General features: G+C 67.3%; 21 protein-coding genes and 2 tRNA genes. 14 read left to right on the forward strand and 9 right to left on the reverse strand.

All coding sequences use genetic code 11. The features are described 5' to 3' along the window. Positions 1–59: 59 nt before the first annotated feature. Both tuf and AC5JCN_RS07535 read right to left on the reverse strand, forming a co-directional pair. Positions 60–1250, reverse strand: coding sequence for an elongation factor Tu (tuf, locus tag AC5JCN_RS07530; protein WP_495754407.1), 1191 nt, complete (start codon positions 1248–1250; stop codon positions 60–62). A gap of 127 nt (positions 1251–1377) precedes the next feature. Continuing rightward, positions 1378–1451: transfer RNA gene (locus AC5JCN_RS07535), tRNA-Gly, on the reverse strand. 244 nt (positions 1452–1695) lie between these two features. Between AC5JCN_RS07535 and AC5JCN_RS07540 the strand changes: the two genes are divergently transcribed. Continuing rightward, positions 1696–1780, forward strand: a tRNA-Tyr gene (locus tag AC5JCN_RS07540). A gap of 92 nt (positions 1781–1872) precedes the next feature. Here AC5JCN_RS07540 and AC5JCN_RS07545 read toward each other — a convergent pair. Together AC5JCN_RS07545 and AC5JCN_RS07550 are read right to left on the reverse strand one after the other, a co-directional pair. Continuing rightward, positions 1873–3150 (reverse strand): glycyl radical enzyme family protein, encoded by a 1278-nt coding sequence (locus tag AC5JCN_RS07545; protein ID WP_495754422.1) that lies wholly within the window; start codon positions 3148–3150, stop codon positions 1873–1875. A 592-nt stretch (positions 3151–3742) separates the two neighbouring features. After that, a complete protein-coding gene (locus AC5JCN_RS07550; RefSeq protein ID WP_495754423.1) occupies positions 3743–4540 on the reverse strand; it encodes a hypothetical protein in 798 nt (265 codons plus the stop codon). A 250-nt stretch (positions 4541–4790) separates the two neighbouring features. Between AC5JCN_RS07550 and rlmB the strand changes: the two genes are divergently transcribed. Then, positions 4791–5498 carry a 23S rRNA (guanosine(2251)-2'-O)-methyltransferase RlmB gene (gene rlmB / locus AC5JCN_RS07555; protein WP_495754424.1) on the forward strand — a complete coding sequence of 236 codons (708 nt, stop codon included), beginning with the start codon at positions 4791–4793 and terminating at the stop codon, positions 5496–5498. Between the two features lie 6 nt (positions 5499–5504). On the opposite strand, the gene AC5JCN_RS07560 is transcribed toward rlmB, so the two are convergent. Further along, a complete protein-coding gene (locus tag AC5JCN_RS07560; protein WP_495754425.1) occupies positions 5505–6116 on the reverse strand; it encodes a hypothetical protein in 612 nt (203 codons plus the stop codon). A 285-nt stretch (positions 6117–6401) separates the two neighbouring features. On the opposite strand from AC5JCN_RS07560, the gene AC5JCN_RS07565 reads away from it, so the two are divergent. From AC5JCN_RS07565 to AC5JCN_RS07600, 8 genes are all read left to right on the forward strand, one after another. After that, entirely contained in the window at positions 6402–6707 is a 306-nt protein-coding gene (locus AC5JCN_RS07565; protein WP_495754426.1) for a DUF485 domain-containing protein, read from the forward strand. Next, entirely contained in the window at positions 6707–8404 is a 1698-nt protein-coding gene (locus tag AC5JCN_RS07570) for a cation acetate symporter (protein ID WP_495754427.1), read from the forward strand. The genes AC5JCN_RS07565 and AC5JCN_RS07570 overlap by 1 nt, the downstream gene beginning before the upstream one ends. A gap of 123 nt (positions 8405–8527) precedes the next feature. Further along, positions 8528–10324 carry a putative nucleotidyltransferase substrate binding domain-containing protein gene (locus AC5JCN_RS07575; RefSeq protein WP_495754428.1) on the forward strand — a complete coding sequence of 599 codons (1797 nt, stop codon included), beginning with the start codon at positions 8528–8530 and terminating at the stop codon, positions 10322–10324. A gap of 9 nt (positions 10325–10333) precedes the next feature. Next, positions 10334–11002, forward strand: a complete 669-nt coding sequence (locus AC5JCN_RS07580) for a 3'-5' exonuclease (protein WP_495754429.1) — start codon at positions 10334–10336, stop codon at positions 11000–11002. A gap of 472 nt (positions 11003–11474) precedes the next feature. Beyond that, a complete protein-coding gene (locus AC5JCN_RS07585; protein ID WP_495754430.1) occupies positions 11475–13157 on the forward strand; it encodes an MFS transporter in 1683 nt (560 codons plus the stop codon). A 120-nt stretch (positions 13158–13277) separates the two neighbouring features. After that, positions 13278–13832 carry a CoA-binding protein gene (locus AC5JCN_RS07590; RefSeq protein ID WP_495754431.1) on the forward strand — a complete coding sequence of 185 codons (555 nt, stop codon included), beginning with the start codon at positions 13278–13280 and terminating at the stop codon, positions 13830–13832. 86 nt (positions 13833–13918) lie between these two features. Beyond that, positions 13919–15205 (forward strand): O-acetylhomoserine aminocarboxypropyltransferase, encoded by a 1287-nt coding sequence (locus AC5JCN_RS07595; protein ID WP_495754432.1) that lies wholly within the window; start codon positions 13919–13921, stop codon positions 15203–15205. Positions 15206–15302: 97 nt separating this feature from the next. Then, on the forward strand, positions 15303–16181 hold the full coding sequence (locus AC5JCN_RS07600; protein WP_495754433.1) for an ATP-binding protein: 879 nt from the start codon (positions 15303–15305) through the stop codon (positions 16179–16181). Positions 16182–16403: 222 nt separating this feature from the next. Here AC5JCN_RS07600 and AC5JCN_RS07605 read toward each other — a convergent pair whose 3' ends face one another. Next, entirely contained in the window at positions 16404–18617 is a 2214-nt protein-coding gene (locus AC5JCN_RS07605) for a RelA/SpoT family protein (RefSeq protein WP_495754434.1), read from the reverse strand. A gap of 198 nt (positions 18618–18815) precedes the next feature. Further along, positions 18816–19208 (reverse strand): DNA-directed RNA polymerase subunit omega, encoded by a 393-nt coding sequence (gene rpoZ, locus AC5JCN_RS07610; RefSeq protein WP_495754435.1) that lies wholly within the window; start codon positions 19206–19208, stop codon positions 18816–18818. A 350-nt stretch (positions 19209–19558) separates the two neighbouring features. Between rpoZ and AC5JCN_RS07615 the strand changes: the two genes are divergently transcribed. Further along, positions 19559–20176 (forward strand): LabA-like NYN domain-containing protein, encoded by a 618-nt coding sequence (locus AC5JCN_RS07615; RefSeq protein WP_495754436.1) that lies wholly within the window; start codon positions 19559–19561, stop codon positions 20174–20176. A gap of 9 nt (positions 20177–20185) precedes the next feature. Then, positions 20186–20884, forward strand: coding sequence for a uracil-DNA glycosylase (locus AC5JCN_RS07620; RefSeq protein WP_495754437.1), 699 nt, complete (start codon positions 20186–20188; stop codon positions 20882–20884). Positions 20885–20957: 73 nt separating this feature from the next. On the opposite strand, the gene AC5JCN_RS07625 is transcribed toward AC5JCN_RS07620, so the two are convergent. Together AC5JCN_RS07625 and mdoH are read right to left on the reverse strand one after the other, a co-directional pair. Further along, positions 20958–21971 carry a hypothetical protein gene (locus AC5JCN_RS07625; RefSeq protein WP_495754438.1) on the reverse strand — a complete coding sequence of 338 codons (1014 nt, stop codon included), beginning with the start codon at positions 21969–21971 and terminating at the stop codon, positions 20958–20960. 45 nt (positions 21972–22016) lie between these two features. Continuing rightward, on the reverse strand, positions 22017–23843 hold the full coding sequence (gene mdoH, locus AC5JCN_RS07630) for a glucans biosynthesis glucosyltransferase MdoH (RefSeq protein WP_495754439.1): 1827 nt from the start codon (positions 23841–23843) through the stop codon (positions 22017–22019). 179 nt (positions 23844–24022) lie between these two features. Between mdoH and AC5JCN_RS07635 the strand changes: the two genes are divergently transcribed. Next, on the forward strand, positions 24023–24925 hold the full coding sequence (locus tag AC5JCN_RS07635; protein WP_495754942.1) for a zinc-dependent alcohol dehydrogenase: 903 nt from the start codon (positions 24023–24025) through the stop codon (positions 24923–24925). A 24-nt stretch (positions 24926–24949) separates the two neighbouring features. After that, positions 24950–25348, forward strand: a complete 399-nt coding sequence (locus AC5JCN_RS07640; RefSeq protein ID WP_495754440.1) for a 6-pyruvoyl trahydropterin synthase family protein — start codon at positions 24950–24952, stop codon at positions 25346–25348. Position 25349: the final 1 nt, after the last annotated feature.

Raw genomic sequence — 25349 nt, forward strand, 5'->3', positions numbered from 1 at the left:
TGTCCCGCCGGCCCTTCCAAAGCTTGGTGAACCGGACCCTAACGCCCGGCTCGCGTCCGTCAGGCGATGATGGACGCGACCACTCCAGCTCCAACCGTGCGGCCGCCCTCGCGGATGGCGAAGCGCAGCTTCTCTTCCATGGCGATGGGGGCGATCAGCTCGACCTCCATCGTCACGTTGTCGCCCGGCATCACCATTTCCGTGCCTTCCGGCAGCTTCACCATGCCCGTCACGTCGGTCGTGCGGAAATAGAACTGCGGCCGGTAGTTGGTGAAGAACGGCGTGTGGCGGCCGCCCTCCTCCTTCGTCAGGATGTAGGCCTCGGCCTTGAACTTCGTGTGCGGCTTCACCGAGCCGGGCTTGGCCAGGACCTGGCCGCGCTCGACTTCCTCGCGCTTCGTGCCGCGCAGCAGGCAGCCGACATTGTCGCCCGCCTCGCCCTGGTCGAGCAGCTTGCGGAACATCTCGACGCCCGTCACCGTCGTCTTGATGGTCGGGCGCAGACCGATGATCTCGATCTCCTCGCCCACCTTCACCACGCCGCGCTCGATGCGCCCCGTCACCACCGTGCCGCGGCCCGAGATCGAGAACACGTCCTCCACCGGCATCAGGAAGGGCTGGTCCTTCGGACGGTCAGGCTGCGGGATGTAGCTGTCCACCGCCTGCATCAGCTTCAGGATCGCGTCATGGCCGAGCTCGGGCTGCTTGCCCTCCAGCGCGCACAGCGCCGAACCCTTGACGATCGGAATGTCGTCGCCGGGGAAGTCGTACTTCGACAGGAGCTCGCGCACCTCGAGCTCGACCAGGTCGAGAAGCTCGGGGTCGTCGACCATGTCGACCTTGTTCATGAACACCACCAGCGCGGGAACGCCGACCTGGCGCGCCAGAAGGATGTGCTCGCGCGTCTGCGGCATCGGGCCGTCGGCCGCCGACACCACCAGGATGGCGCCGTCCATCTGCGCCGCGCCCGTGATCATGTTCTTCACATAGTCGGCGTGCCCGGGGCAGTCGACATGCGCGTAGTGGCGGTTCTTCGTCTCGTACTCGACATGCGCCGTCGAGATCGTGATGCCGCGCGCCTTCTCCTCCGGAGCCTTGTCGATCTGGTCGTACGCCGTGAACGTCGCCCCGCCCGTCTCGGCCAGGACCTTCGTGATCGCCGCCGTCAGCGACGTCTTCCCATGGTCGACGTGCCCGATCGTCCCGATGTTGCAGTGCGGCTTCGTCCGCGAGAATTTTTCCTTGGCCATCGCCGTTTCCCGGTGCTCACAGCCGGCGCGGGCCGGCGGGGGGTTCAAACGGGCGCGGAGATAGGCGGTTTCTCACGCAACCGCAAGCATTGCGTGAGGGAATCGGCCTGGCGATGTGAGGATGGTCTGGAGCGGGTAGAGGGAATCGAACCCTCGTATTCAGCTTGGAAGGCTGCTGCTCTACCATTGAGCTATACCCGCCCGCGCCGCAGATATGCCAACACGCTCCCCGCTTGGCAAGGGCGAGAAACATCGGTGCCGTCCGGCGCGGGGTTGACAAAGCCGCGGGGATCGGGTGATTGCGCCCGTCGCTCCCCGCACCCGTGCGGATGCGGCTCCCGCCACGGTTGCCGGTTGCCCAGCGCTCCCGGTTGACGCTGCCGGCGGGACGTGCCAGAGACGCGACGCGTCACTTGCACAGGCGGCCACAAGCCGTTGACGTGATGGGGGAATGTCCCGAGCGGCAAAGGGGGCGGACTGTAAATCCGCTGGCTAAGCCTTCGTAGGTTCGAGTCCTACTTCCCCCACCATCACGCTTTCATCCGCACATCCCGGGGACTGCCCGCAACGGCCAGGGCCGGACGGAGCGAGTGGCTGCACTCAACCCCGTCCGTCCCGGCCATCATGCCGCCCGCGGCGCGCAGACCGCTTCGTCCGCGACGTCCGCGGGATCGGCGGCCACATGGCGTGCCGAGCCGCCGCGGCCGTCCGGCGCGATGCGAAGGTAGCGCAAGTCGCGCGCCTGCCGGGCGACGAGCGCCGCGACAGAATCAACATCGCCAGGGCCGTTGCCTTGCGTCCCCCAGGCCGGCCGGCGCAGCAGGACGGAGCACCCTTGGTCGACATAGGCTTGCAGCGAGGCCTGGACCGACAGGGTGCGGCCGGGATCGTCGCGCAGGGTGAGCGAGCATTCCATGCTGTCGAGGGCAAGGCCGTGCAACGACGCGAGGCTGGCTGCCAGCGGATCGAGCCGCGGCTCGTCATGCGCGCCCTGCCCCTCCACGCGCCGGCAGGCCACCGCGAAGAGCGGTTCGGCGCCTGCGGTGGTCCCGGCAAGCCTGGCGAGTTCCACAGATGGTGTAACGCAGCGCACGCCGCGTGGCCTCGGCATTCCGAGGACGGCGGAGAACCATCCCGCCGTCTCGTCCGACACGCCGCGCCATACGTGGAGCCAGTCCTCGAGGGCGTCGGTCACGGCGTACGATTCGCGGCGGGCCAGAAGCCATTCGTGCACACCGGCGAGGCCGAGGCCGAGTCGCACTGTCCCTTGCTCGCCGCCGGTCGACTTCGCCGCACACAGGAGGAAGCGGGTGGCCAGCTGCACGACATCGGCGAGCTCGCCGAGGTTGTCGATGCGCGACAGGTTGATCGCCCCGCTCAGCAGCGTCTCCGAATCGATCCCGCCGACGAGGCCGCCCTGCGGCCCGCGCACGGGTTCATTTTCGCCCTCAAAGGCATTGATGGACAGGCCGACCCGTCCGGTGCGCATTCCCCGCTCCAAGGCGGCGCGGAACACGTCACCGGCCGTCCCCGATCCCATGCTTCCGATGAGCCATGGCGTGTCGAAGGCGACCACGGTATGCGTCCGCTCGAAGGGGGCCGCAACGCCCGGGGCCTCGCGAGCGAGGTCAGCCATGGTCTTGCCCTCGCGGCCGGCCGGAAGGGCCTCCCAGTCCTTTGCGGCGAGGAAACGCTGGATGGCGGGATGGCGATGCGACAGGCTCGCCAGGACAGGCTCTGTCCCTCGCGGAAATCCCGTGGCGCGGGCGGCGGCGTCGACCACCGCCATGCCGGCGAGGGGATCGCCGGCGCAGCCCGTCCAGTCGACGCCGACCATGGACCCGGCGGCGAGCGCGGCCGTCGCCCGCGCTGCCGCTCCCGTCCAGTCTTCTCCCTCCACGGCACCGGCGCGCAGCCGACGCAATCCGCCGCGGAGGCGCCGGGCCGGCCAGCGCTGCGCAGCAGGGCCGGCGAGGGCAGGAACTTCATGGCCCCGATATCGCAGGCGAGCTGGGCGCGGTCGCCGGGCGACATGCCCTGCCCGCAATTGGCCTCCACGACCATCCGGACCAGGTCCGGCCATGTCGGCGCATCGTCGCGTCTATAATTCCGGTCGAAGGCCGTCCTGGCCTGAACGGACCGGAAGACCGGCGCTCCAGTTATTGCCGCATTCACAGGCATTTCCCCCTCACTTCGGATTTTGCAGGCATGCTTCCGCCTTGCGTGCCCGGGCGATGTCACGCACGGGCCGTCGCCTGAACGAAGGCTTGTTCAGCATGGTTGATGATAATGAAGACCGTGACCCGGAGCTGCGGGACTATTCAGCGTCCTCGCATCAATGCTCTTCTTGTGTCACAGTATAGTTTGGCATTACCGCACTTCAAATCAGGTCTTTTGACAGACTAGAAATTGACTTTTGATATGATCTTCAACTCCTTTTCGTTCCCATCTTTTGCCTTGTTCGTGCCTGTACGACACTTTTGTTTCGACATCTAATTTGTACGAAAGGATACGGATGACAACGGGGAGGGTAGCTGCTTGGCGCCCATTTTGGACAGACTGTGAACTGTCCGGTGGATCTTTCCGATGGCCTGCTCGACCACCGCGAGCGCGTGCGGCGCGTGGAAGGGCGGAGCGACGAGCCGGGGGGGCAGGAGATCACCCGGCATAAGGAACTCGCAACTCTGGAGTTCCTGCAACCAGCGATACAGGGTTGGTCGCGAAAGGCCGGTACGCCGGGCCAACAGCGCCGGACGTGCCTCGACGCCTTCGAACTCGCAATCTATCAAGACCCAGAGCAGGGCCCAGCATTCCACGGACGTCTTTTCCTCGCAGCCTCTGCTTCTCAGGAGGTCGGCGAGATCCAGGATGAGTTCGGCGCATGAGGCCGCATTGGCTTCGTTGACGAAGTCTGGTTCGTCCTTCCCTGCCGCCCCACTCACCGAAAGGACGAGGGTCCGTTTCATGATCTCGAAAACGTCGCTTTCCCTGAATGCCGTGGCGAGCGCGTACTCTCCTTCGCATTCGACAGCGATGCCGGAAGCGATGGCCCGGTCCATCTTGCGGCTCATGGTGGCTCGGGGGATTCCGCAATGATCGGAGAGCTTGCCGAGCCGAATCGCGCCCCGCTCGTAGCGACTCACCAGGAGGGAGCAGATGGCGAGGCTGGTCTCGATATCGACGCGAGCGGCTGGGGCGTAGGATCCCCACTCGTCCAGGACTCCCAGACAGAGCGACGGCACGAGCGTGCTTGCGACGACCCGAAGGCCAGGAGGAAGATGGATCGCCATGGCGTCTCATTGAGATTTTTTAATCGATGAAATGATGTATAGCAAAAATCAATTTAGCAATATGCGCAGCTTGCTTTTTAGGCATGTTCTGCCCGTTTTGGGTACGTACAGCCGCTCCGGAAGGTGAACCATGAACAGGGGCCGAGACGACAGGAGAACACATCAGCGCGGCGGCGCACCGGAAAACGGACGTCCTCGCCGGGATTCCGAGAGAAAGCCGGGCTCGGCCGAGGTCCCTCCTCATGGGCGCATGCGCCTCTACGGTTTCCACAGCGTCGTCGAGGCCCTCAGGAACCCACGTCGCAAGGTCGCGGCGCTCTACGTCGGCGAAAACGCGCTGCCAAGGCTCCAGGAAATGGCTGCGGGGGCCGGGCCGACGGCAACGGTCATGCGGCCCGAGGAACTGTCGCGGCTGGTTGCACCGGGGGCCGTGCACCAGGGGGTCGTTGCGGACGTGGAGCCCCTCCCCGGCCTCGACCTCGACGACATTCCCGATGCCGGCGTGGTGGTGGCGCTCGACCAGGTCACGGACCCGCACAATGTCGGCGCGATCCTGCGCAGCGCGGCGGCCTTCGGCGTCGCGGCACTGCTGACCACGGACCGGCACAGCCCGCACGACACGGGCGTGCTGGCCAAGGCGGCCTCCGGGGCGCTGGAGCATGTTCCCGTCGTGACGGTGCCCAATCTCGCCCAGGCCCTGGCCCTGCTGGGCAAGCGCGGCTTCTGGCGCGTGGGCCTCGATTCGGACGGGGACGGCTCGCTCGAGGAGAGCGTCATCGCCCGCCCGCTGGTGCTCGTGCTGGGAGCGGAAGGCAAGGGCCTGCGGCGGTTGACGCGCGAGCGCTGCGACGTGCTCGCCCGGCTCGACGTGCCGGGCGCCCTGCGCAGCCTCAACGTCTCCAACGCTGCGGCCGTGGCCCTCTATGCCGTCAGCAGAGCCGTGGCCGCCCCCGAGTGAGGCGCCTCACTCGGTGGTCAGCTCGACGATCTTGGGGTTTGTCGGGGAATCGGTGCTGAAGCCCGATCCGGATGTCGCACCGGCTTCCTTTGGCTCGCCGATATGGATCACCCTCGCGCCGCCCTGGCGCTGCCCGCCGCTCCCGTTGAGGACGTAGAGCACGGGCGCACCGACAGGCTGGCGAAGGGCACCGACCGCGGGAAGGTCGGCGGCCGTGGGGAGGGTCGCCGTCGTGTAGACGGGCTGGCCAACATTGACATTGACGACCGTCGACGGGCCACTGCGCTGGCCACCCCATGGGCCGAAGGCGCTCGGCGCCTGGAAGGCCGTCCAGCCGGGAAACAGTGTGCCGGACACCGCCGGCACCGAATAGCCGCAGCACAGTGCGCCACCACCGTAGGCGCCGCCACCGCGGCCGGCCCAGGCGAGCCCGCGGCCGTTACGGGGCAGCTGGCCGACCCGCATACCGGGCCGCAGAGGCACAATGCCGGGCGCACGCCCGCCCATGGAGATCCCGGCCGGACCCGTGCGGCCGCCTGCGTCAGCGGTAACCGTGGCTGCCAACGTGGCGGCGATGCCTGCGGCAAGCCCTGCAAAGAGGGCGGCGTGCGGCTTCATCCTGTACTCCCGGCAACAAACTCTCGCCCCATCCCCTTTAAGTTTATAATCGGTGAACCTTAAAGCCAATATTGTTTCTAAACATGGTGAACGGCACCGCCCTAAGTCGCACGACCAAAGCCGGGCTGATGGAAGGCCGCCCTTTCCCCTAAGAGTCCAGGCCAAGGCGGACTCCATGTCATCGACCGATCCGGAAACGTCCACGCGCAGGCTCCGCCTGCGTGAACGGGATCCACTGGCCGCCGGCGTTCCCCCGCGCCGGCCCAAAGTCTAGGGGAGCACACAATGGCGACAGCCAGCTACGAATCCATCGAGCGCAGTCCGGCCTTCCAGGAGCTGGTCACGCGCCGCACGTCCTTCGGCTGGACCCTCTCGGTCCTGGTCTTCGTCCTGTATTTCGGCTTCATCCTGCTCGTCGCCTTCGCGCCGAAGTTCCTCGGCACGCCGATCGGCTCCGGCGTCATGACGATCGGCATCCCGATCGGCCTGTTCGTCATCGTCAGCGCCTTCGTCCTGACCGGGCTTTACGTCCGCAAGGCCAATTCCGAGTACGACGGCCTCGTGCGCCGCATCGTCGAGGAGGCGAAGTGATGTCGCGCAGGCTCCTTACTCTCGCCGGCGCCGCGGGCGCCACGATCCTCGCCACTGCCGCTTATGCCGACACGGTCAGCATCCAGGCCGCGAGCGACCACATCAACGTGCCTGCCCTGGCCATGTTCTGCGTCTTCGTGCTGATGACGCTGGGCATCACCTACTGGGCGGCGAAGCAGACCAAGTCGGCCGCGCAGTTCTATTCCGCCGGTGGCGGCATCACCGCAGGCCAGAACGGCCTCGCCATCGCCGGCGACTACATGTCGGCGGCTTCGTTCCTCGGCATTTCCGGCCTCGTCTACACGTCCGGCTATGACGGGCTGATCTACTCGGTGGGCTGGCTGGTCGGTTGGCCGATCGTGACCTTCCTGATCGCGGAGCCGCTGCGCAACCTCGGCAAGTTCACCTTCGCCGACGTCGCCTCGTTCCGCTTGTCGCAGACGCCGGTGCGCATCCTCGCGGCGTCCGGCACGCTGGTGACGGTCGCCTTCTACCTGATCGCGCAGATGGTCGGCGCCGGCTCGCTCATCAAGCTGCTGCTGCCGCAGCTGCCCTATGCCTACGCTGTCGGCCTCGTCGGCATCCTGATGATCCTCTATGTCAGCTTCGGCGGCATGGTGGCGACCACCTGGGTGCAGATCATCAAGGCCTGCCTGCTGCTCTGCGGCGCCACCTTCATGGCGTTCATGGTGCTGTGGCAGTTCAACTTCAGCCCCGAGGCGCTCTTCGCCAAGGCGGTCGAGGTCCATCCCAAGCACCTCGCCATCATGGAGCCGGGCACGCTGGTGTCGAACCCGATCTCGGCGATCTCGCTCGGTCTCGCGCTGATGTTCGGCACGGCCGGCCTGCCGCACATTCTGATGCGGTTCTTCACGGTCGCCGACGCCAAGGCGGCGCGGAAGTCGGTGTTCTACGCCACGGGTTTCATCGGCTACTTCTACATCCTCACCTTCATCATCGGCTTCGGCGCGATCGTGCTGGTCTCGACCAATCCGGAGTTCCTGAACCCCGCCATCCTGGCCGAGAAAGGCCCGATCGCGGCGCTCAAGGGCGGGTCGAACATGGCGGCGATCCACCTCGCCAACGCCGTCGGTGGCAACATCTTCCTCGGCTTCATCTCGGCCGTGGCCTTCGCCACGATCCTCGCGGTGGTGTCCGGTCTGACGCTGGCGGGAGCCTCGGCAATCAGCCACGACCTCTACGCCACCGTCGTCAAGAAGGGCCGCGCCAACGAGCAGGACGAGATCAAGGTGTCGAGATACGCCACCATCGTGCTCGGTATCCTGGCCATCGTGCTCGGCATCCTGTTCGAGAAGCAGAACGTCGCCTTCATGGTGGGCCTCGCCTTCGCCATCGCGGCCTCGTGCAACTTCCCTGTCCTGGTGATGTCGATCTTCTGGAGAGGGCTCACGACCCGCGGCGCCGTCGTCGGCGGCTTCGCCGGCCTCGTGACCGCGGTGGTGCTGGTGTTCCTGGGACCGGCCGTGTGGGAAGTCACGCTGGGCAATCCGAAGGGGTCTGCACCGTTCCCCTACGACAACCCCGCGATCTTCTCGATCCCGATCGCCTTCATCGGCATCTGGCTCGTGTCCAAGCTCGACGCCAGCCAGCGCGGCAAGATCGACCGCAAGGCGTTCGATGCCCAGTATGTGCGTTCGCAGACCGGCATCGGAGCATCCGGCGCGGCGGCACACTGACCAAGGGGTCCCGGGCAGGCGAAACCTCCCCTCGCCTGTCCGACACCGGACGGCCCCGCGCCTGGCGCGGAGGCCGTCCGTTCATGCCCGGGTCCTTGCGCCCGGATCCGGCGAGGGCCAGCCATGAGCACACCCTTCGACGCCACCTACGCCCCCTTCGACCGGCTCGACGCCGCCGAGGTGGCGCTGATCCAGGACGCGGTCGACATCGGCTACTACCGCCCCGGCGAGACGCTGGTCGCCGCCGGCAGCGCGCCGGACCACCTGTTCGTCATCATCAAGGGCACGGTGGAAGAAACCGAGGGCGGCGATCTGCTCTCCCTCCTGGGTGCAAGGGACTCCTTCGACGGGCCGGCCGTGGTGCAGGGCGTCGCCCGCCGTCATTTCACGGCGCGTGACGAGGTGCTGGCCTATCTCGTCCCCAGGGCCGTGGTGCTGAATCTCGTCCGGCGCAACGACCGCTTCGCATCGTTCTTCTACCTCGAGATCTCAAGGAAGCTGGACGCGCTCGCCGCCGAGGACGAGGACCAGCGGGTGGGCGCGCTCATGCGGGCGCGCCTGTCCGACGTTTTCGTCCACCGCGCGGCGTTCATCGACGCCGAGGACAGCATCGAGACCGCGGGCCGGGCCATGGAGCAGGCCAACGTCAACGCTGTCTTCGTCCGCGACGGCGAGCGCATGGGGCTCATCACTGGCATGAACCTCGCCAAGGCGCTGATCCTGAAGCGCATGCCGCTGGAGACGCCGGTCCGCGACCTCGCCCATTACGACGTGGTCTCGCTGGCGCCGGACGCCTTCGTGTTCCAGGCGCTGCTGCTCATGAGCAAGCACAACAAGCGCCGCATCGCGGTGCGCGAGGGCGAGACGTATATCGGCCTCGTCGAGGATCTCGATCTCCTCGGCTTTGTCGCGGGAAATGCGCAACTCGTCGCCGGGCGCATCGAGCGGGCAACCAGCACGGACGAGCTCGGTGCCGCCGCAGCCGGGATCGACGACCAGATCCGCCTGCTCCGCCGCCAGGGTGTCAAGGTGGAGGTCGTCGCCGAGATCGCCTCGGACCTCAGCCGGCGCCTGCAGGCACGCCTCTACGACATGCTGGCACCTTCCGCGTGGCGGCGGTCCGCCTGCCTTGTCGTCATGGGCAGCGAGGGGCGCGGCGAGCAGACCTGGCGCACGGACCAGGACAACGGCCTGATCCTGCCCGGGCCAGCCGATGAAGAGGAGCTGGCCGCCTTCCGCACCGCCTATTGCGACAGGCTGGAGAGCTTCGGCTTCCCGCCCTGTCCCGGCGGAGTGATGGTTCGCAATCCCGCCTGGTCGAAGCCGCTCGAGGCCTGGACGGCCGACATCGCCCGCTGGGTGACACTGCCGGACGAGACGGCGCACATGAACGTCGCCATCGTCATCGATGCCGAGGCGGTGGCCGGAGACCCCTCGCTGCTCGCCAGCGTCAAGCGGGAGCTGGTGGAGCGGGTGCGGGGCGACAAGGCCTACCTCGCCCATTTCGCCCGCGCCATCGACGCGTTTGCGACGCCCATCGGCCTGTTCAACACGCTCGTCACTGGAGAGGGCGACATGCTGGACCTGAAGAAGGGCGGCATCTTCCCGGTCGTGCACGGCGCTCGCGCCTTCGCTTTGGAAAAGGGGCTGGAGGAGACCTCCACGGTGCAGCGCATCCTGCGGCTCGGCGAGGCCAACGTGCTGCGCGTGGACTTCGCTCGCGAGCTGGCCCAGGCGTTCCGCTTTCTGCTGCAGTTGCGCCTCGACGCGCAGCTCGCCCGCACCGGCGGCGATTCGGGCGCATTGCTGAAGCCCTCGGCCCTGACGTCGATGGAGCGGGACCTCCTGCGCGACGCCTTCGTCCTGGTGAAGCAGTTCCGCGAGATCGTGCGGCGGCACTTCAATCTCGGCCTGTTCTGAGGCATCGCGATGTGGCGCGCGGCGAAGCGGCTGTTCCACCAGGCCTCGATCGGAGACCAGTCCTACCGCTTCATGTTCCGGCCGGGGCCACCGGGAGAAGTCGTCTCGATCGACTGCGAGACGACGGGACTGGACGTTGCGAAGGACGACGTGATCGCCATCGCCGCCGTCATTGTCCGCGGCAACCGCATCCTCACCAGCGAGCGCTTCGAGGTCGTGGTCCGGCCGGAGGCGCGCATGCGCGGCGAGGCGATCAAGGTGCACAGGCTGCGCGAGGCCGACGTCGAGGGCGGCAGCCGGATCATAAAAGTGCTGCCGTCGCTGCTGCGGTTCATCGGCGGACGGCCGCTTCTCGGCTACTACCTCGACTTCGACGTGGCCATGCTCGACAAGTCGGTTCTCCGCTTCATCGGCATCGAACTTCCAAACAGGCGCATCGAGGTCTCGCGCCTGTATCACGAGCGCAAATATGGCGACGCGCCTCCCGGCACGGTCATCGACCTCACCTTCCGGGCCATGCTGGCCGACCTCGGCGTGCCCATGCTCGAGCAGCACGACGCCCTCAACGACGCCCTGATGACCGCGATGGCCTATCTGCGCCTCGTCGACATGAAGCAGCGCGGGATCCGCATCAGGCGTCCGCCCATCGGCCAGGCGACGTACGGGCCGACGTTCTAGGACCCCGTCTTCGGATGAGCATTGTCCTTGGGAAAGAGCGGGTCTGGAGACCCGCGCTCCGAACCGCGGACCTCCCCGGACCGCGCGTCTTCAGACGCGCTTTTTGCCGAACGACAACGGGTCTGGAGACCCGCGCTCCGCACAGCGGACCTCCCCGGACCGCGCCTCTTCAGACGCGCTTTTTGCAGGCCGACAGCGGGTCTGGAGACCCGCGCTCCAGGCCTGACCCGTGAGAGCTGCACCTCTGCTGCCTCCGACCAAGGTCCAATACGTCCAATTCGCCGAATCCTGTACGTCTGCCGAGGCTGGATGGCTCTCGACGACAAGATCGGGGCCTGAAGGACGAAGGCGCCTGAGCGCTGGACAGGGACAAGGGCGGCCCGTCAGTCCCGGCGGGCCGGGGAAACGCTGGCGGTATCGGTCCGGGCCCTGCCGGGACCCGGGTCTCCCCCTGCCGCCGAGGAGACCGGCAATGGCCATGGCATCGACGCAACCGCTGCATGCGGAACCCCGTCCGATGACGGCCGACGAGAAGCGCGTCATTTTCGCGTCCTCGCTCGGCACAGTCTTCGAATGGTATGATTTCTATCTGTACGGCTCGCTGGCCGTCATCATCGGCAAGCAGTTCTTCAGCCAGTACGATCCCGCGACGCAGGGCATCTTCGCCCTCCTCGCCTTCGCGGCCGGCTTCATCGTGCGCCCGTTCGGCGCGCTGGTGTTCGGGCGTGTCGGCGACCTCGTGGGCCGCAAATACACCTTCCTGGTCACCATTCTGATCATGGGCCTGTCGACGTTCATCGTCGGCCTGCTCCCGGGCTCGGCCCAGATCGGCATCCTCGCCCCGGTGATCCTGATCGGCCTGCGCCTGCTGCAGGGCCTGGCGCTCGGCGGCGAGTATGGCGGTGCGGCGACCTACGTCGCCGAGCACGCCCCGCACGGCCGCCGCGGCTTCTACACCTCGTGGATCCAGACGACGGCGACGATGGGCCTGTTCCTGTCGCTGCTGATCATCCTGGCCACAAGGACGATCCTGGGCGAGGAGGCTTTCGCGGCCTGGGGCTGGCGCGTGCCCTTCCTGCTCTCCGTCGTGCTGCTGGGCATCTCGGTCTGGATCCGGCTTCAGCTCAACGAATCTCCGGCGTTCCAGCGCATGAAGGAGGAAGGCACCCACTCCAAGGCGCCGATCTCCGAGGCTTTCGGGCAGTGGGGCAATCTGAAGTTCGTGATCATCGCCCTTTTCGGCCTCGTCGCCGGCCAGGGCGTCGTGTGGTACACGGGCCAGTTCTACGCGCTGTTCTTCCTGCAATCGATCCTGAAGGTCGACGGCTACACCGCCAACCTGCTGATCGCGTGGTCGCTGCTCATCGGCACCGTGGGATTCCTGATCTTCGGCTGGCTGTCCGACAAGATCGGCCGCAAGCCGATCATCCTGGCGGGCTGCCTCCTGGCGGCGCTCACCTACTTCCCGCTGTTCAACATGCTCACCGCGGCCGCGAACCCGGCCCTGGAGAAGGCCATCGAGACGGCGAAGGTGGAGGTGGTGGCGGATCCCGCCGACTGCGGCAACCTCTTCAACCCCGTCGGCACGCGCAAATTCACGACGTCCTGCGACGTCGCGCGTGACGCGCTGGCCAAGGGAGCGGTCCGCTACACCACCGTGCCCGGAACCGCCGGCGAGCCTGCCAAGATCGTCGTCAACGGCACGGAGGTGCCGGTCTTCGCCGACGGCAAGACCAGCCCCGACTTCGCCAAGAACCTCGCGGCAGCCGTGGCGGCAGCGGGCTATCCGAAGGCCGGCGACCCCGGCATCGTCAAGATGGCCCACCCGTTCGACCTCACGGGCAACAACCTCAAGGTCGTCGGCATCCTGCTGATCCTGGTCATCTACGTGACCATGGTCTACGGGCCTATCGCGGCGGCGCTGGTCGAGCTCTTCCCGACGCGCATCCGCTACACCTCCATGTCGCTGCCCTATCACATCGGCAATGGCTGGTTCGGCGGTCTGCTGCCCGCAACGGCCTTCGCCATGGTGGCACAGACCGGCGACATCTATTACGGGCTCTGGTACCCCATCATCATAGCCCTCGCGACCTTCGTCATCGGCCTGATCTTCGTGCCGGAGACGAAGGACCGCGACATCTACGCCAACGACTGACGCGGGCGCCCGCGCTGATGGAGGGGCTCCGCCGCGAGGCGGGGCCCTTTCGTTTTGCCGGCCATTGCGCCGGGCGGGCCGCGGGTCTACCTGCTGTGCTCCCCTCCGACCGGACCCGCCATGGACCACGACAGCTATCCCGACACGCTCATCCGCTCCATCCTGACCGGCGTGAAGACGATCGCGCTCGTCGGTGCATCCGCGAACCCGGCAAGGCCGAGCTGGATCGTCACCAAGTACCTCTCGGAACGGGGCTTCACCATGTACCCCGTCAACCCCGGCCTTGCCGGCAAGGAGATCGTCGGCTGCAAGGTCTATGCGCGGCTTGCCGACATTCCCGGCCCCATCGACATGGTCGAGATCTTCCGCAATTCCGAGGCGGCCGGCCCGATCACCGACGAGGCCCTGGCGCTCGATCCCCTGCCGAAGGTGATCTGGATGCAGCTCTCGGTCCGCAATGACGAGGCGGCCGCACGGGCGGAAGCCAGGGGCGTGACGGTGATCATGAACCGCTGCCCCAAGATCGAGTTCGGCCGGCTGTCCGGCGAGATCGGTTGGCAGGGCATCAACTCGCGCGTCCTGTCGTCGAAAAAGCCGGTCATGTCCGACAAGGGCGTGCAAAAGCGCACTTTGGGGATCACGCCGGGGGTGAATCCTTTCGGGACGCGGCGGTGACCAGACATTGACGCGAGCCGCACTCCGTTCTTAATCTGGAACAAACGTTCGGAAAGACGAACGATCGAGCAGCAGGGAGACGCGTGATGTCCGAAACCAAGGCCCCCGGCTTTGCCACCCTCTCCGTCCATGCGGGCGCGCAGCCCGACCCGGCGACCGGTGCGCGGGCGACCCCGATCTACCAGACGACGTCCTTCGTGTTCGACGACGTCGACCATGCCGCCTCCCTGTTCGGGCTGCAGGCCTTCGGCAACATCTACACCCGCATCGGCAACCCCACCTGCGCGGTGCTGGAGGAGCGCGTCGCGGCGCTGGAGGGCGGCACGGCCGCGCTCGCCGTGGCTTCGGGCCACGCGGCTGAGTTCCTCGTCTTCCACACGCTGCTGCAGCCGGGCGACGAGTTCATCGCCTCCAAGAAGCTCTATGGCGGCTCGATCAACCAGTTCAACCACAGCTACAAGAACTTCGACTGGCGGGTGAAGTGGGCCGATCCCGACGACCTCTCGACCTTCGAGGCGGCCCTCTCCGACAAGACCAAGGCGATCTTCATCGAGTCTATCGCCAACCCCGGCGGCGTCATCACCGACATCGCCGCGATCGCCGCGATCGCCAAAAAGGCGGGCGTGCCGCTCATCGTCGACAACACGATGGCGACGCCTTACCTCATCAGGCCGTTCGAGCACGGCGCCGACATCATCGTGCACTCCGCGACGAAGTTTCTCGGCGGCCACGGCAACTCCATCGGCGGTCTGATCGTCGACGGCGGCTCGTTCGACTTCATGCGCTCGGGCCGCTACCCGATGCTCTCGCAGCCGCGACCGGAATATGGCGGCATGGTGCTGGGCGAGACGTTCGGCAATTTCGGCTTCGCCATCGCCTGCCGCGTGCTCGGCCTGCGCGACCTCGGCCCGGCGCTCTCACCCTTCAACGCCTTCATGATCCTGACCGGCATCGAGACGCTGCCGCTGCGCATGCAGCGCCAGTCCGACACCACGCTGACCGTGGCACGCCATCTCGCCTCACACCCTGCCGTGTCGTGGGTCAGCTATCCCGGCCTGGAAGGCGACAAGTACTACGCGCTCGCCAAGCGCTACACGCCGAAGGGATCCGGCGCCGTCTTTACCTTCGGCCTGAAGGGCGGCTACGACGCGGGCGTGAAGCTCGTGTCCAACCTCAAGCTCTTCTCGCATCTCGCCAATATCGGCGACACGCGCTCGCTGGTCATCCACCCCGCCTCAACGACGCACCGCCAGCTCACCGCCGACCAGCAGACGCAGGCCGGCGCGGGGCCGGAGGTCGTCCGCCTCTCCATCGGTCTCGAGGACCCCGACGATTTGATCGGCGACCTCGACGAGGCGCTGGCCGCAAGCTGAACCGCCGGGAGCAGCTCGTCATCCCCGGCCCGCCGGGGATGACAGCGTTCCGCCGATGTGGGAGAGCACCACCCGGCTCCTCGCACCCGGACCTCGCATGCCCACCGACGATCCCGCCCTCCCCGTCCTTCTCGCCCGCATCGCCGACGCGCTGGAGCGCATCGCGCCTCCACGGGCGGAGGTGCCGCGCTTCGACGAGGCGGACGCGTTCGTCTGGCACCCCGATCCGCCGCGCCTCGTACCCGTGCCGCGGGTGAACCGGGTCGACCTGCCGCTGCTCAGGGGCATCGACCGCGCCCGCGACACGCTGATGGAGAACACCGAGCGCTTCGCGCAGGGCCTGCCGGCCAACAACGCCCTGCTGTGGGGCGCACGGGGGATGGGCAAGTCTTCGCTGGTCAAGGCTGCCCATGCGGAGGTGAATGTCCGCGGCGCCTCGTCGGGGCGGCCTGCGCTGAAGCTGGTGGAGATCCACCGCGAGGACATCGAGAGCCTACCGCTGCTGATGGCACTCGTGCGGGCCGCTCCGTTCCGTTTCGTGGTCTTCTGCGACGACCTTTCCTTCGACGGGGACGACACGTCCTACAAGTCGCTGAAGGCGGTGCTGGAGGGCGGCATCGAGGGGCGGCCCGAGAACATCCTGTTCTACGCCACGTCCAACCGGCGGCACCTGCTGCCGCGCGACATGATGGAAAACGAGCGCTCCACCGCCATCAACCCCGGCGAAGCCGTAGAGGAGAAGGTGTCGCTCTCCGACCGCTTCGGCCTCTGGCTCGGCTTCCACAAGTGCAGCCAGGACGAGTTCCTGGCCATGGTCGACGGCTACGCGACGCATTTCGGCTTGCCAGTCGAGGAACGCGAAGCCATGCACCACGACGCGCTGGAATGGTCCACCACGCGGGGTTCCCGCTCCGGACGGACGGCCTGGCAGTTCATCCAGGATCTCGCCGGCCGGTTGGGCAAGCAGCTGGGGTGAGGCTGGCCGGGGCAGCTGCGATACGGTTCAGCGCAGAAAGAGCGGGCCTGGAGGCCCGCGCTCCGGACCGCGAGGCTTCAGGCTTCCGCCTCGCTCACAAGACTCTCCCGTTGTCATCCCCGGCGCGCCAGAGGCGCGGGAAGGGGATCCAGGGCTATTTGCCGACGGTCCCGGAGCCCCTCCCTCCGCCGCTGCGCGGCTCCGGCCGGGGATGACAGCCTTCTACCCGTTCATTCGCCGCACCGAACTCACCACCGAGCGCGCCTTGAGCTGGTTGATGATAGAGGTGAGGTGCTTGAGGTTGTAGACCTCGAGGTCGATGAGGATCTCGCGGAAGTCGGCCGAAGCCCGGCCGTTGACGGCGATGCTGTCGATGTTGCCATCGTTGTCGCCGATGATCTGGGCGACCTGGGCCAGCGTTCCCGGCTCGTTGAGTGCCGTGATCTCGATCTGCGCGGGGAAGCGCTGGGGCGCGCTGTCGTCGATGTCCCAGCGGACGTCGAGCCACCGGTCGGGCTGGTCGTCGAAGGCTGTAAGGGCCGGCGACTGGATCGGGTAGATGGTGATCCCCTCCCCCGGGGTGAGGATGCCGACGATGCGATCGCCCGGCACCGCGCCGCCGTCCGGGGCGAATTGCACGGGCAGGTCGCCATTGAGCCCGCGGATCGGGATTGAGCGCAGCTGGTCCGCCTCCTCCTGCTTGCCCGGCACCTTGAAGACGAGCCCGCCAGCCTTTTTCAGGCCGAACCAGCCACCCTCGCTCTTGTCGGCTTCCGGCCCGGTGACGCGCTCCTCCTTGTAGTCGGGATAGACGGCCTTCACGACGTCGCCAGAGAAGATCTCGCCGCGCCCGACTGCGGCCATCACGTCCTCCAGCGAGGAACGCGCGAGGCGCGGCAACGCCGCCTTCACCTTCTCCTCGGAATACGCTTTCTTGCCGCGCTCGAAGGCCCGTTCGACGATCTGGCGGCCGAGGCCGGCATACTGCCGGCGGACGGCGGCGCGGGTGGCCCGGCGGATCGCCGCGCGGGCCTTGCCCGTCACGACGATCGATTCCCAGGCCGCCGGCGGCACCTGGCCCTGGGCCCGCATGACCTCGACCTCGTCGCCATTGTGCAGCTCGGAGATCAGCGGGACGATCCGGCCGTTGACCTTGCAGCCCACGGCCGTGTTGCCGACATCGGTGTGCACGGCATAGGCAAAGTCGATGGGTGTCGCGCCTCTCGGCAAGGCGATCAGGCGGCCCTTGGGCGTGAAGCAGAAGACCTGGTCGTGGAAGAGCTCGAGCTTGGTGTGCTCCAGGAACTCCTCTGGGCTGTCGCCCTCCGCCAGCGTCTGGATCGTGCGGCGCAGCCATTCATAGGCCCGGCTTTCCAGCGCCAGCGCATCCTTGTCGGTTGCGCGCCCGTCCTTGTAGAGCGCATGCGCCGCAATGCCGTATTCAGCGATCCGGTCCATCTGCTCGGTCCGGATCTGCAGTTCGGCGCGCTGGCGGCCGGGCCCGACCACCGTGGTGTGCAGCGAACGGTAGTCGTTCTGCTTTGGCGTCGAGATGTAGTCCTTGAACCGGCCGGGAACGCTCGGCCACGTCGTATGCACGACGCCCAGCACGGCGTAGCAGCCCGCCACGTCGTCGACCATGATGCGGAAGCCGAAGATGTCGGAGAGCTGTTCGAAGGAGACCGACTTCCTCTCCATTTTCTTCCAGATGGAGTAGGCCCGCTTGCGTCGCCCCTTCACCACCGCCTTGATGCCGGCCGCGACGAGCTTGGCATGCAGCTCACGCTCGATCTCGTCGATCACGGGCCCGCTGCGCGCGCCGATCTCGTCGAGCCGCGCCTGCACCATGGCGTGCGCGTCGGGGGAGAAATGCCGGAAGGCGAGATCCTCCAGCTCCTCGCGCAGCTCCTGCATGCCCATGCGCCCGGCGAGCGGCGCGTAGATGTCGAGCGTCTCCTCGGCAATGCGGGTGCGCTTCTCCGGCGGCACGTAATGCAGGGTGCGCATGTTGTGCAGGCGGTCGGCGAGCTTCACCAGCAGCACGCGGACATCATCGGCGATCGCCAGCAGCAGCTTGCGGAGATTCTCCGCCTGCGCCGCCTTCTTGGAGACGAGGTCGAGCTTCTTGATCTTGGTGAGGCCCTCGACGAGGGCGCCGATCTCGTGGCCGAAGAGGTGGTCGATCTCCTCGCGCGTCGCCGCGGTGTCCTCGATCGTGTCGTGCAGGACGGCGGCGACGATGGTGGCATCGTCCAGCCGCAGCTCGGTGAGGATCGCGGCCACCTCGAGCGGGTGCGACATGTAGGGGTCGCCTGACGAACGCTTCTGCGAGCCGTGCGCGCGCATGGCGTACACGTATGCCCGGTTCAGCAGCGCCTCGTCCGCATTGGGATTGTAGCGCTTGACCCGCTCGACCAGTTCGTACTGCCGCATCATGGCGGCGTTGACCTCTCGCCCATCCCGCCAGGGAAAATCATCCTGCCCGGAGTATCGGGAGGCGGCGCGCGCGCCGCAAGTGCCCCGTGCGCGCACCTTCGCGCGGCGTCACGCGCGGAACGCCGAACCGGAACGAAAAAGCCCGGCCGAGGGGCCGGGCTTGGTCATTCAGGTGGCCGGGGATCCGGGCCGGAGGCGTCACTCGCCCTCGTCGTCCGTCTCGGCCGGAGGCACAAGCCCCTCGAGGCCGCGCAGGAGGTCTTCCTCGGTCATGCGGTCGAACTCGACAGCGTTGTCGTCCGTCGACCCCGCGGCCTGGGGAGCGCCGATCATCGGCACGGACTCGGGCTCGGGCTCGTCCACGTCGACGTGCTTCTGCAGCGAGTGGATGAGGTCTTCCTTCAGATCCTCGGGCGACACGGTCGTGTCGGCAATCTCGCGCAGGGCGACGACCGGGTTCTTGTCACGGTCGCGGTCGATGGTGAGCGGCGCGCCGGAGGAGATCATGCGGGCGCGGTGGCTGGCGAGCAGCACAAGCTCGAACCGGTTGTCGACCTTGTCGATGCAGTCTTCAACTGTGACGCGAGCCATGCGGCGCGACCTCGTCTGACGTTTCCGGGCGTAAGCGCGACCCGTTACACCCGTACGCCCCGAAATGCAACGTGCGTGTTCGGGAAGCATTCATGACAGTTGCATGTCAGCCATGCGCGGCCCCGCACCAAGTCAGGCTTCGTCTTGACACCGCCGCAATTCGCCGGTTCATTCAGCAACTAAAGGTTGCACTACCTCGTGAATTGAGGAACGCAACTTAGGCAAGGCTCGCTCCACGACGTTTTTCCGATCTCCAGTTCATTATCCCCCGCGCGACGCCTGATCTATCCTACCCAGCATCGCGCATCCCCGGCACCCTAGTATCGCTTCCGGCGACCAGGACCATACACATGCAGACAGTCGAACGTACCGCGCTCTTCATAGACGGTGCTAATCTCTACGCTACCGCCAAGGCACTCGGCTTTGACATCGACTACAAGAGGCTCCTGAAGGAGTTTCAGCAGCGCGGTTATCTCGTGCGCGCCTTCTACTATACTGCGCTGATCGAAGATCAGGAGTATTCCTCCATCCGTCCGCTGATCGACTGGCTGGACTATAACGGCTACCGCGTGGTGACGAAGCCGACCAAGGAGTTCGTCGACTCCACCGGCCGCCGCAAGGTGAAGGGCAACATGGACATCGAGCTCGCCATCGATGCGCTGGAGCTCGCGCCGCACATCAACCACATGGTGCTCTTCTCCGGCGACGGCGACTTCCGGTCCCTCGTCGAGGCCATGCAGCGCCGCGGTGTCCGCGTGTCGGTCGTCTCGACCATCAGCTCCCAGCCCCCGATGGTGGCGGACGAGCTTCGCCGTCAGGCCGACGAGTTCATCGACATCCTGCACCTGGCCGCCAAGATCGGCCGCGATCCGGCGGAACGGGCGGAGCGCCCGCCGCGCAACTACGAGCGGCGTCCGGCCACGCAGCACAGTCCGGCCCCCGTGGACGATTCGGGCGACGACCTCTAAGCAAGCCTGATGAACGGCAATCCTCCAGCCTCCGGAGCCGTCGGCCCCGGGGGCTTCTCTTTGCAGGAAGCGGCTCGCGAGCCTGGCCGCGATTGCCCGCTCTGCCCCCGGCTGGTCGCCTTCCGCGAACGCGCGCGACAGGCCGAGCCGGCCTGGCACAACGCGCCGGTTCCCTCCTTCGGAACGCGGGCGGCGCGGCTGCTGGTGGTGGGCCTGGCACCGGGCCTGCGCGGCGCCAACCGCACCGGCCGGCCTTTCACGGGCGACTATGCCGGCGACCTGCTCTACGAGACGCTGGGCACCTACGGCTTCGCCCGTGGCGACTTCCGCGCCAGGCCCGACGACGGCCTTGAACTCGTCGACTGCCTGATCACCAACGCCGTTCGTTGCGTGCCCCCGGAAAACAAACCCGTCGGGCAGGAGATTGCGTCCTGCCGGCCGTTTCTCTCCGCCACCATCGAAGGGCTGCCACGCCTTTCCGCGATCGTCGCGCTCGGGCGTATCGCCCACGAATCGACCTTGCGCGCGCTCGGCGTTCCGCTGTCGAAATACCCATTTGGGCACGCGGCGCGGCACGACGTGAAGGGCATCGCGCTCTTCGACAGTTATCACTGCTCCCGCTACAACACGAACACGGGCCGGCTGACGCCGGAGATGTTCCAGGCCGTCTTCGCCGCGGTCCGGGCCCATATCGGCCGGGGGGGCTAGGCTACCGCCGGGCACCCGCAAAGGTCCCCAAAAACGGACAACCCCGCCGGTTCGCCGGACCGGACAGACAGGACTACTGGATCACCTTGGGCGTCAGCATCTCGACCGGGGGCGCGTTCTCCGGCCTGGGGAGCTGATCCGAGAAGCGGTTGAACACCATGTCGGGCGCGCTGGTGTTGTGCCGTGATGGCAGCAGGCGCCCGGCCCAGAGTTCGCTCGCCTGGGCTCCCGGGAAGCTCATGACGGGCGACTCGCCCCAGCCCTTGTCGCCCGGCGCGCGCCAGGCGACGCGGGCGACGTCGGCATTGTACTCCGTCACATACATCGAGCGCATGGCCAGGAACGGCGCCTTGCCGGTCGTCGGCGTGTCGAAGGTCGTGTCGAGCACGATCCTGTCCTGGTCCAGCGCCGACAGGGTCACCCGCGCCGACCCGCCTTCGAGGAATTCGAGGACGAAGGTCTTGGTCTCCGGCTCGAAGGTGATCTGCTTCAGCTCGACCAGTGGCCGCTCCTTCACGGTCACGGGGCCGACGAGAAACGAACTGCCATAGGCCGACCAGCGCATGTGCGGCGGCGGCAGAGGGCGGGCGCGCCAGTAGCCGTCGGGCGGATAGAGGACGAGCACTTCCTCCGCGCGTTCCTGGAAGCGGACCCACACCTGGATGATGTGGAGGCCTTCCTCCACCCTATCGCCGACCTTCACGGGAACGCTGCCAGGGCGCCAGAACGACGGATAGGTGTAGCCGGTCAGCCAGAAATCCGGGGTCTCGTAGAAGGTGACCCGCCGTGCCTTGGCGCCGAAGGCCGTGTCGTGGCGCATGTCGCACTTGGTGAAGTCGGGTGCCCAGCGGTCGGCGACGATGGTGCCGATGAAGGCGGGGTGCACCGCCTGGATGCGGAAGCTTTTTACGCCGGCGCCGCGAAAATCGAGGGCGACGTTGTCCTTTTCCGCGCAGATCTCCGGCTGGCTGCTGTTCTCGACGGAAACGGCCATGTCGTCGTCCGCTCGTGCGGTGCCGCCGGCCAGTGCGCCTGCCCAGAGCGCGAGCGCGATCAGGACAATTGTCTTGGGAGCGGCAAAGGCCATTCGGAAACTCCGGGTCCCGCAGGCTGGGAACAACTGGCGAAGATCTCAGGCCGCCTCTACGACTGCCTCGCCCCGCGGCGCGGGGCGGGTCTCGAGTGCGCGGAACTCCGGTGGAGGATCGAGCTCCTCCGGTGTCGCGGCAAGACCACGACGCGCCAGCGCCCTGCCGAAGGCGGGATGGGCGGTGAGAACCGCAAACGGAATGGCCAGCGGGAACCCCGCCACGAGCGGCGCCGCCCAGGCGAGGACGGCCGGCGCCTTCCACGCCATGGCGGCAATCACCGCGCAGCCGAACAGCGTCTGCGGCCACAACCCGCGCAGCGCGGTCGACCAGGACAGCGCGTGCGCGTCTCGCGCCTGGCCGTTCCAGGTGACGGCCTTGCCGAAGGCGAGCCCGATCATGAACAGCGTCATCCGCAGCGTCGTCACGGCGCCCAGCAGGAACGAGAAGAGCAGCTCGGAGGCAAAGCCCGCCAGGAAGAGGCGCGTCCCGCCGTAACGCCGTGCACCTCCCGGCGTCAGGAGCACGTCGAGGACACCGGCGATCTTGGGGGCGAGGAACATGACGAGGATCGACGCATAGACGGCGATCGCAGCGCCCGCCGGAAAGCCTCCGGCGAGGTCCTGCGTCTCGAAGGGCTTGATTGCGGCGAGGCCGATCAGCGCCGTCCAGGCAGGGATGCCGAGGAACATCAGGATGGCCCAGAGCAGCTGGAACCGGCTCATCGGCCGCAGGCCTGGCAGCCCGAGCAGGCGCCAGTACTGCATGTTGCCCTGGCACCAGCGCAGATCGCGGCGGGTGAATTCGAGGACCGTCGGCGGATTCTCCTCGAAGCTGCCGCACTCCACCGGCAGCACGCGCACCTCGTAGCCCCCACGGCGCATCAGCGCGGCTTCGACCTGGTCGTGCGACATGATGTGGCCGCCCAGCGGCGGGCCGCCCGGCAGGATCGGCAGGTCGCAATGCGCGACGAAGGGAGCGATCCGGACCATGCCGTTATGGCCCCAGAACGGCCCGCAATCGCCAGCCCACCAGGCACTGCCCATGGTGTAGGGCCGCATCCCCTGGCGCATACCGAACTGGAACAGGCGACCGAAACCACTCTGCGACGGCATGCCGACCACGAGGCTCTGCAGGATGCCCAGCTTCGGGTGGTCCTGCATGATCCCGGCCATGCGCACGATGGTCGGGCCGTCCATCAGGCTGTCGGCGTCGAGCGGCAGCATGATCTCGAAATCGGCACCCCAGCGGGCGCAGAAGTCCCGGAGATTGCCGGCCTTGAAGCCGGTATTGTGCTCGCGCCGCCGGTAGTGCAGCCGCTGCGGACTGGCATCGAGGGCACGCCACGCCCCAAACTCGGCTTCCTCGGCAGCGGCTGCGTCGTCGCGGTCACTGTCGCTGAGCACGAACCAGTCGAAATGGGCGCCCTGCCCCGTCGCGTCGACGCTGTCCTTCATCACGCGCAGCCGCGCCATCGCGCGGGCGGCATCCTCGTTGCGCAGCGTCAGCAGGACGGCCGTGCGAATGCGCAGGGGTGCGATCGGATGGCGCTCCATGCGGTCCGCGAAGGGCACCGTGCTGCGCAGGCCGTCACGGACACCGTGCAGCAGCCACAGGCCGGCAAGGGCGTTCCAGAACCCCAGCACGCTCCAGGGCGCGGCGAAGAGGAAGCAGGCCATCATCGCCGCGTCGACAACCGTCCAGCCCCCCGCGCCGGCCACATGGGCCATCAAGGCGGCCAGGGCGATGAACGTCCCGAGATTGAGGACGGCCATCAGGAGGCGCCGGTTGCGAAGCGTGCGCAGGCTCTGGAGCCCGGCGGGCGTCAGCCCCTGGCCGGCGGCAGCGTCGGGAGCGGGGCTGGTCAACACGATCGGATGCCCTGAGGATGATGGCGGTGACGATGGCGCGTACCGGCGCGCCGGATGCACATAGCGGAGGCAGTGTGTTGGGCAATGACGCCGAGAACAAGCCCACAGCCGTCCGAGAGGCTACGGCCCTCTGGTACGTCGCGCCCGGGCGCGCAGATCTGCGCCGGGGCGCCCTCGATATGGCAGCGGCGAAGGACGGGCATGTTCTTGTTCGGACCCAATGGTCGGCCATCAGCAGGGGCACGGAGCGGCTGGTGAGCGCAGGGCGCGTGCCCGAAAGCGAGCACGCCCGGATGCGCGCCCCGCTGCAGGAAGGCGAGTTCCCGTTTCCCGTCAAGTACGGCTACTGCTGCACCGGCCGGGTGGAGGAAGGCCCGCCCGGGCTGCTCGGCCGCACGGTGTTTGCACTGCATCCGCATCAGGACGTGTTCGTCGCTCCGCCCGGATTCGTTTCGCTGGTCCCCGACACGGTGCCTGCCCGGCGCGCCGTTCTGGCCGCCAACATGGAAACCGCCCTCAACGCGATCTGGGACTCCGGCGCCGGACCGGCCGACAGGGTCGTCGTCATCGGGGGCGGCGTGGTGGGCCTGCTGATCGCATGGCTGTCGGCGCGCCTGCCGGGAGCCGACGTCACGCTCGTCGATCCCGATTCGGGCCGGCGTGACATCGCGGCAGCGCTCGGCATCGCGTGGCGCGAATCGGGGCCTCCTGCCGATGCGGACGTCGTGTTCCACGCCTCGGCGACTGCCGCCGGGCTGGCGACGGCCATCGACTGTGCCGGCAGGGAGGCGACCGTCGTCGAGGCCTCCTGGTATGGCGAGGGCGCCGTCCCGGCACCGCTGGGCGGAGCCTTCCACAGCCGGCGCCTGCGGCTGATTTCCTCGCAGGTGGGCGAAGTGTCGCCCTCGCGCCGGCCGCGATGGACGCATGCGCGCCGGCTGCAGGCGGCTCTCGCGCTGCTGTCCGATCCCGCGTTGGACATCCTGCTGACCGAAGAAGTCGCTTTCAGCGATCTGCCGCAGGCGATACCGCGTATTCTGGCAGCCGGGGCACCCGGCCTCGTCACCGTCATACGATACTGACAAGCAGGCCAGGGAGGGTCCCCCATGTACGCCGTCGAGGTTCGCGACCACATCATGATCGCCCACAGCTTCAAGGGAGAGCTGTTCGGCCCCGCCCAGCGCCTGCATGGCGCGACCTTCGTCGTCGACGTCGCGTTCTTCCGCGAGACGCTGACCTCCGACGAAGTGGTCGTGGACATCGGCCGCGCCCATGATGCGCTGAAGGCGACGCTGTCGCCCCTGAACTACCGCAACCTCGACGAGGTGCCGGAGTTCGCGGGCCGGCAGACCACCACCGAGTTCCTGTCGCGGCACATCTTCGAGCGCATGGCCACCGCCGCCCGCAACGGCGATCTCGGTCCCGGCTCTGACGGGATCACCAAGATTCGCGTCATGCTGCACGAATCCCACGTAGCCCGGGCCTGGTTTGAAGGTGCCGTCTGAC

The sequence above is a fragment of the Alsobacter sp. genome (assembly GCF_059501845.1).

Bases quoted from the DNA above. Each gene is read 5' to 3' on its own strand.
- AC5JCN_RS07575 (WP_495754428.1), top strand. From the start codon at position 8,528: ATGAGCACACCCTTCGACGCCACCTACGCCCCCTTCGACCGGCTCGAC.
- AC5JCN_RS07565 (WP_495754426.1), top strand. From the start codon at position 6,402: ATGGCGACAGCCAGCTACGAATCCATCGAGCGCAGTCCGGCCTTCCAG.
- AC5JCN_RS07620 (WP_495754437.1), top strand. From the start codon at position 20,186: ATGAACGGCAATCCTCCAGCCTCCGGAGCCGTCGGCCCCGGGGGCTTC.
- AC5JCN_RS07640 (WP_495754440.1), top strand. From the start codon at position 24,950: ATGTACGCCGTCGAGGTTCGCGACCACATCATGATCGCCCACAGCTTC.
- tuf (WP_495754407.1), bottom strand. From the start codon at position 1,250: ATGGCCAAGGAAAAATTCTCGCGGACGAAGCCGCACTGCAACATCGGG.
- AC5JCN_RS07590 (WP_495754431.1), top strand. From the start codon at position 13,278: ATGGACCACGACAGCTATCCCGACACGCTCATCCGCTCCATCCTGACC.
- AC5JCN_RS07560 (WP_495754425.1), bottom strand. From the start codon at position 6,116: ATGAAGCCGCACGCCGCCCTCTTTGCAGGGCTTGCCGCAGGCATCGCC.
- rlmB (WP_495754424.1), top strand. From the start codon at position 4,791: ATGCGCCTCTACGGTTTCCACAGCGTCGTCGAGGCCCTCAGGAACCCA.
- AC5JCN_RS07625 (WP_495754438.1), bottom strand. From the start codon at position 21,971: ATGGCCTTTGCCGCTCCCAAGACAATTGTCCTGATCGCGCTCGCGCTC.
- AC5JCN_RS07615 (WP_495754436.1), top strand. From the start codon at position 19,559: ATGCAGACAGTCGAACGTACCGCGCTCTTCATAGACGGTGCTAATCTC.
- AC5JCN_RS07570 (WP_495754427.1), top strand. From the start codon at position 6,707: ATGTCGCGCAGGCTCCTTACTCTCGCCGGCGCCGCGGGCGCCACGATC.
- AC5JCN_RS07605 (WP_495754434.1), bottom strand. From the start codon at position 18,617: ATGATGCGGCAGTACGAACTGGTCGAGCGGGTCAAGCGCTACAATCCC.
- AC5JCN_RS07585 (WP_495754430.1), top strand. From the start codon at position 11,475: ATGGCCATGGCATCGACGCAACCGCTGCATGCGGAACCCCGTCCGATG.
- AC5JCN_RS07580 (WP_495754429.1), top strand. From the start codon at position 10,334: ATGTGGCGCGCGGCGAAGCGGCTGTTCCACCAGGCCTCGATCGGAGAC.
- AC5JCN_RS07635 (WP_495754942.1), top strand. From the start codon at position 24,023: ATGGCAGCGGCGAAGGACGGGCATGTTCTTGTTCGGACCCAATGGTCG.
- AC5JCN_RS07600 (WP_495754433.1), top strand. From the start codon at position 15,303: ATGCCCACCGACGATCCCGCCCTCCCCGTCCTTCTCGCCCGCATCGCC.
- AC5JCN_RS07550 (WP_495754423.1), bottom strand. From the start codon at position 4,540: ATGGCGATCCATCTTCCTCCTGGCCTTCGGGTCGTCGCAAGCACGCTC.
- rpoZ (WP_495754435.1), bottom strand. From the start codon at position 19,208: ATGGCTCGCGTCACAGTTGAAGACTGCATCGACAAGGTCGACAACCGG.
- AC5JCN_RS07595 (WP_495754432.1), top strand. From the start codon at position 13,919: ATGTCCGAAACCAAGGCCCCCGGCTTTGCCACCCTCTCCGTCCATGCG.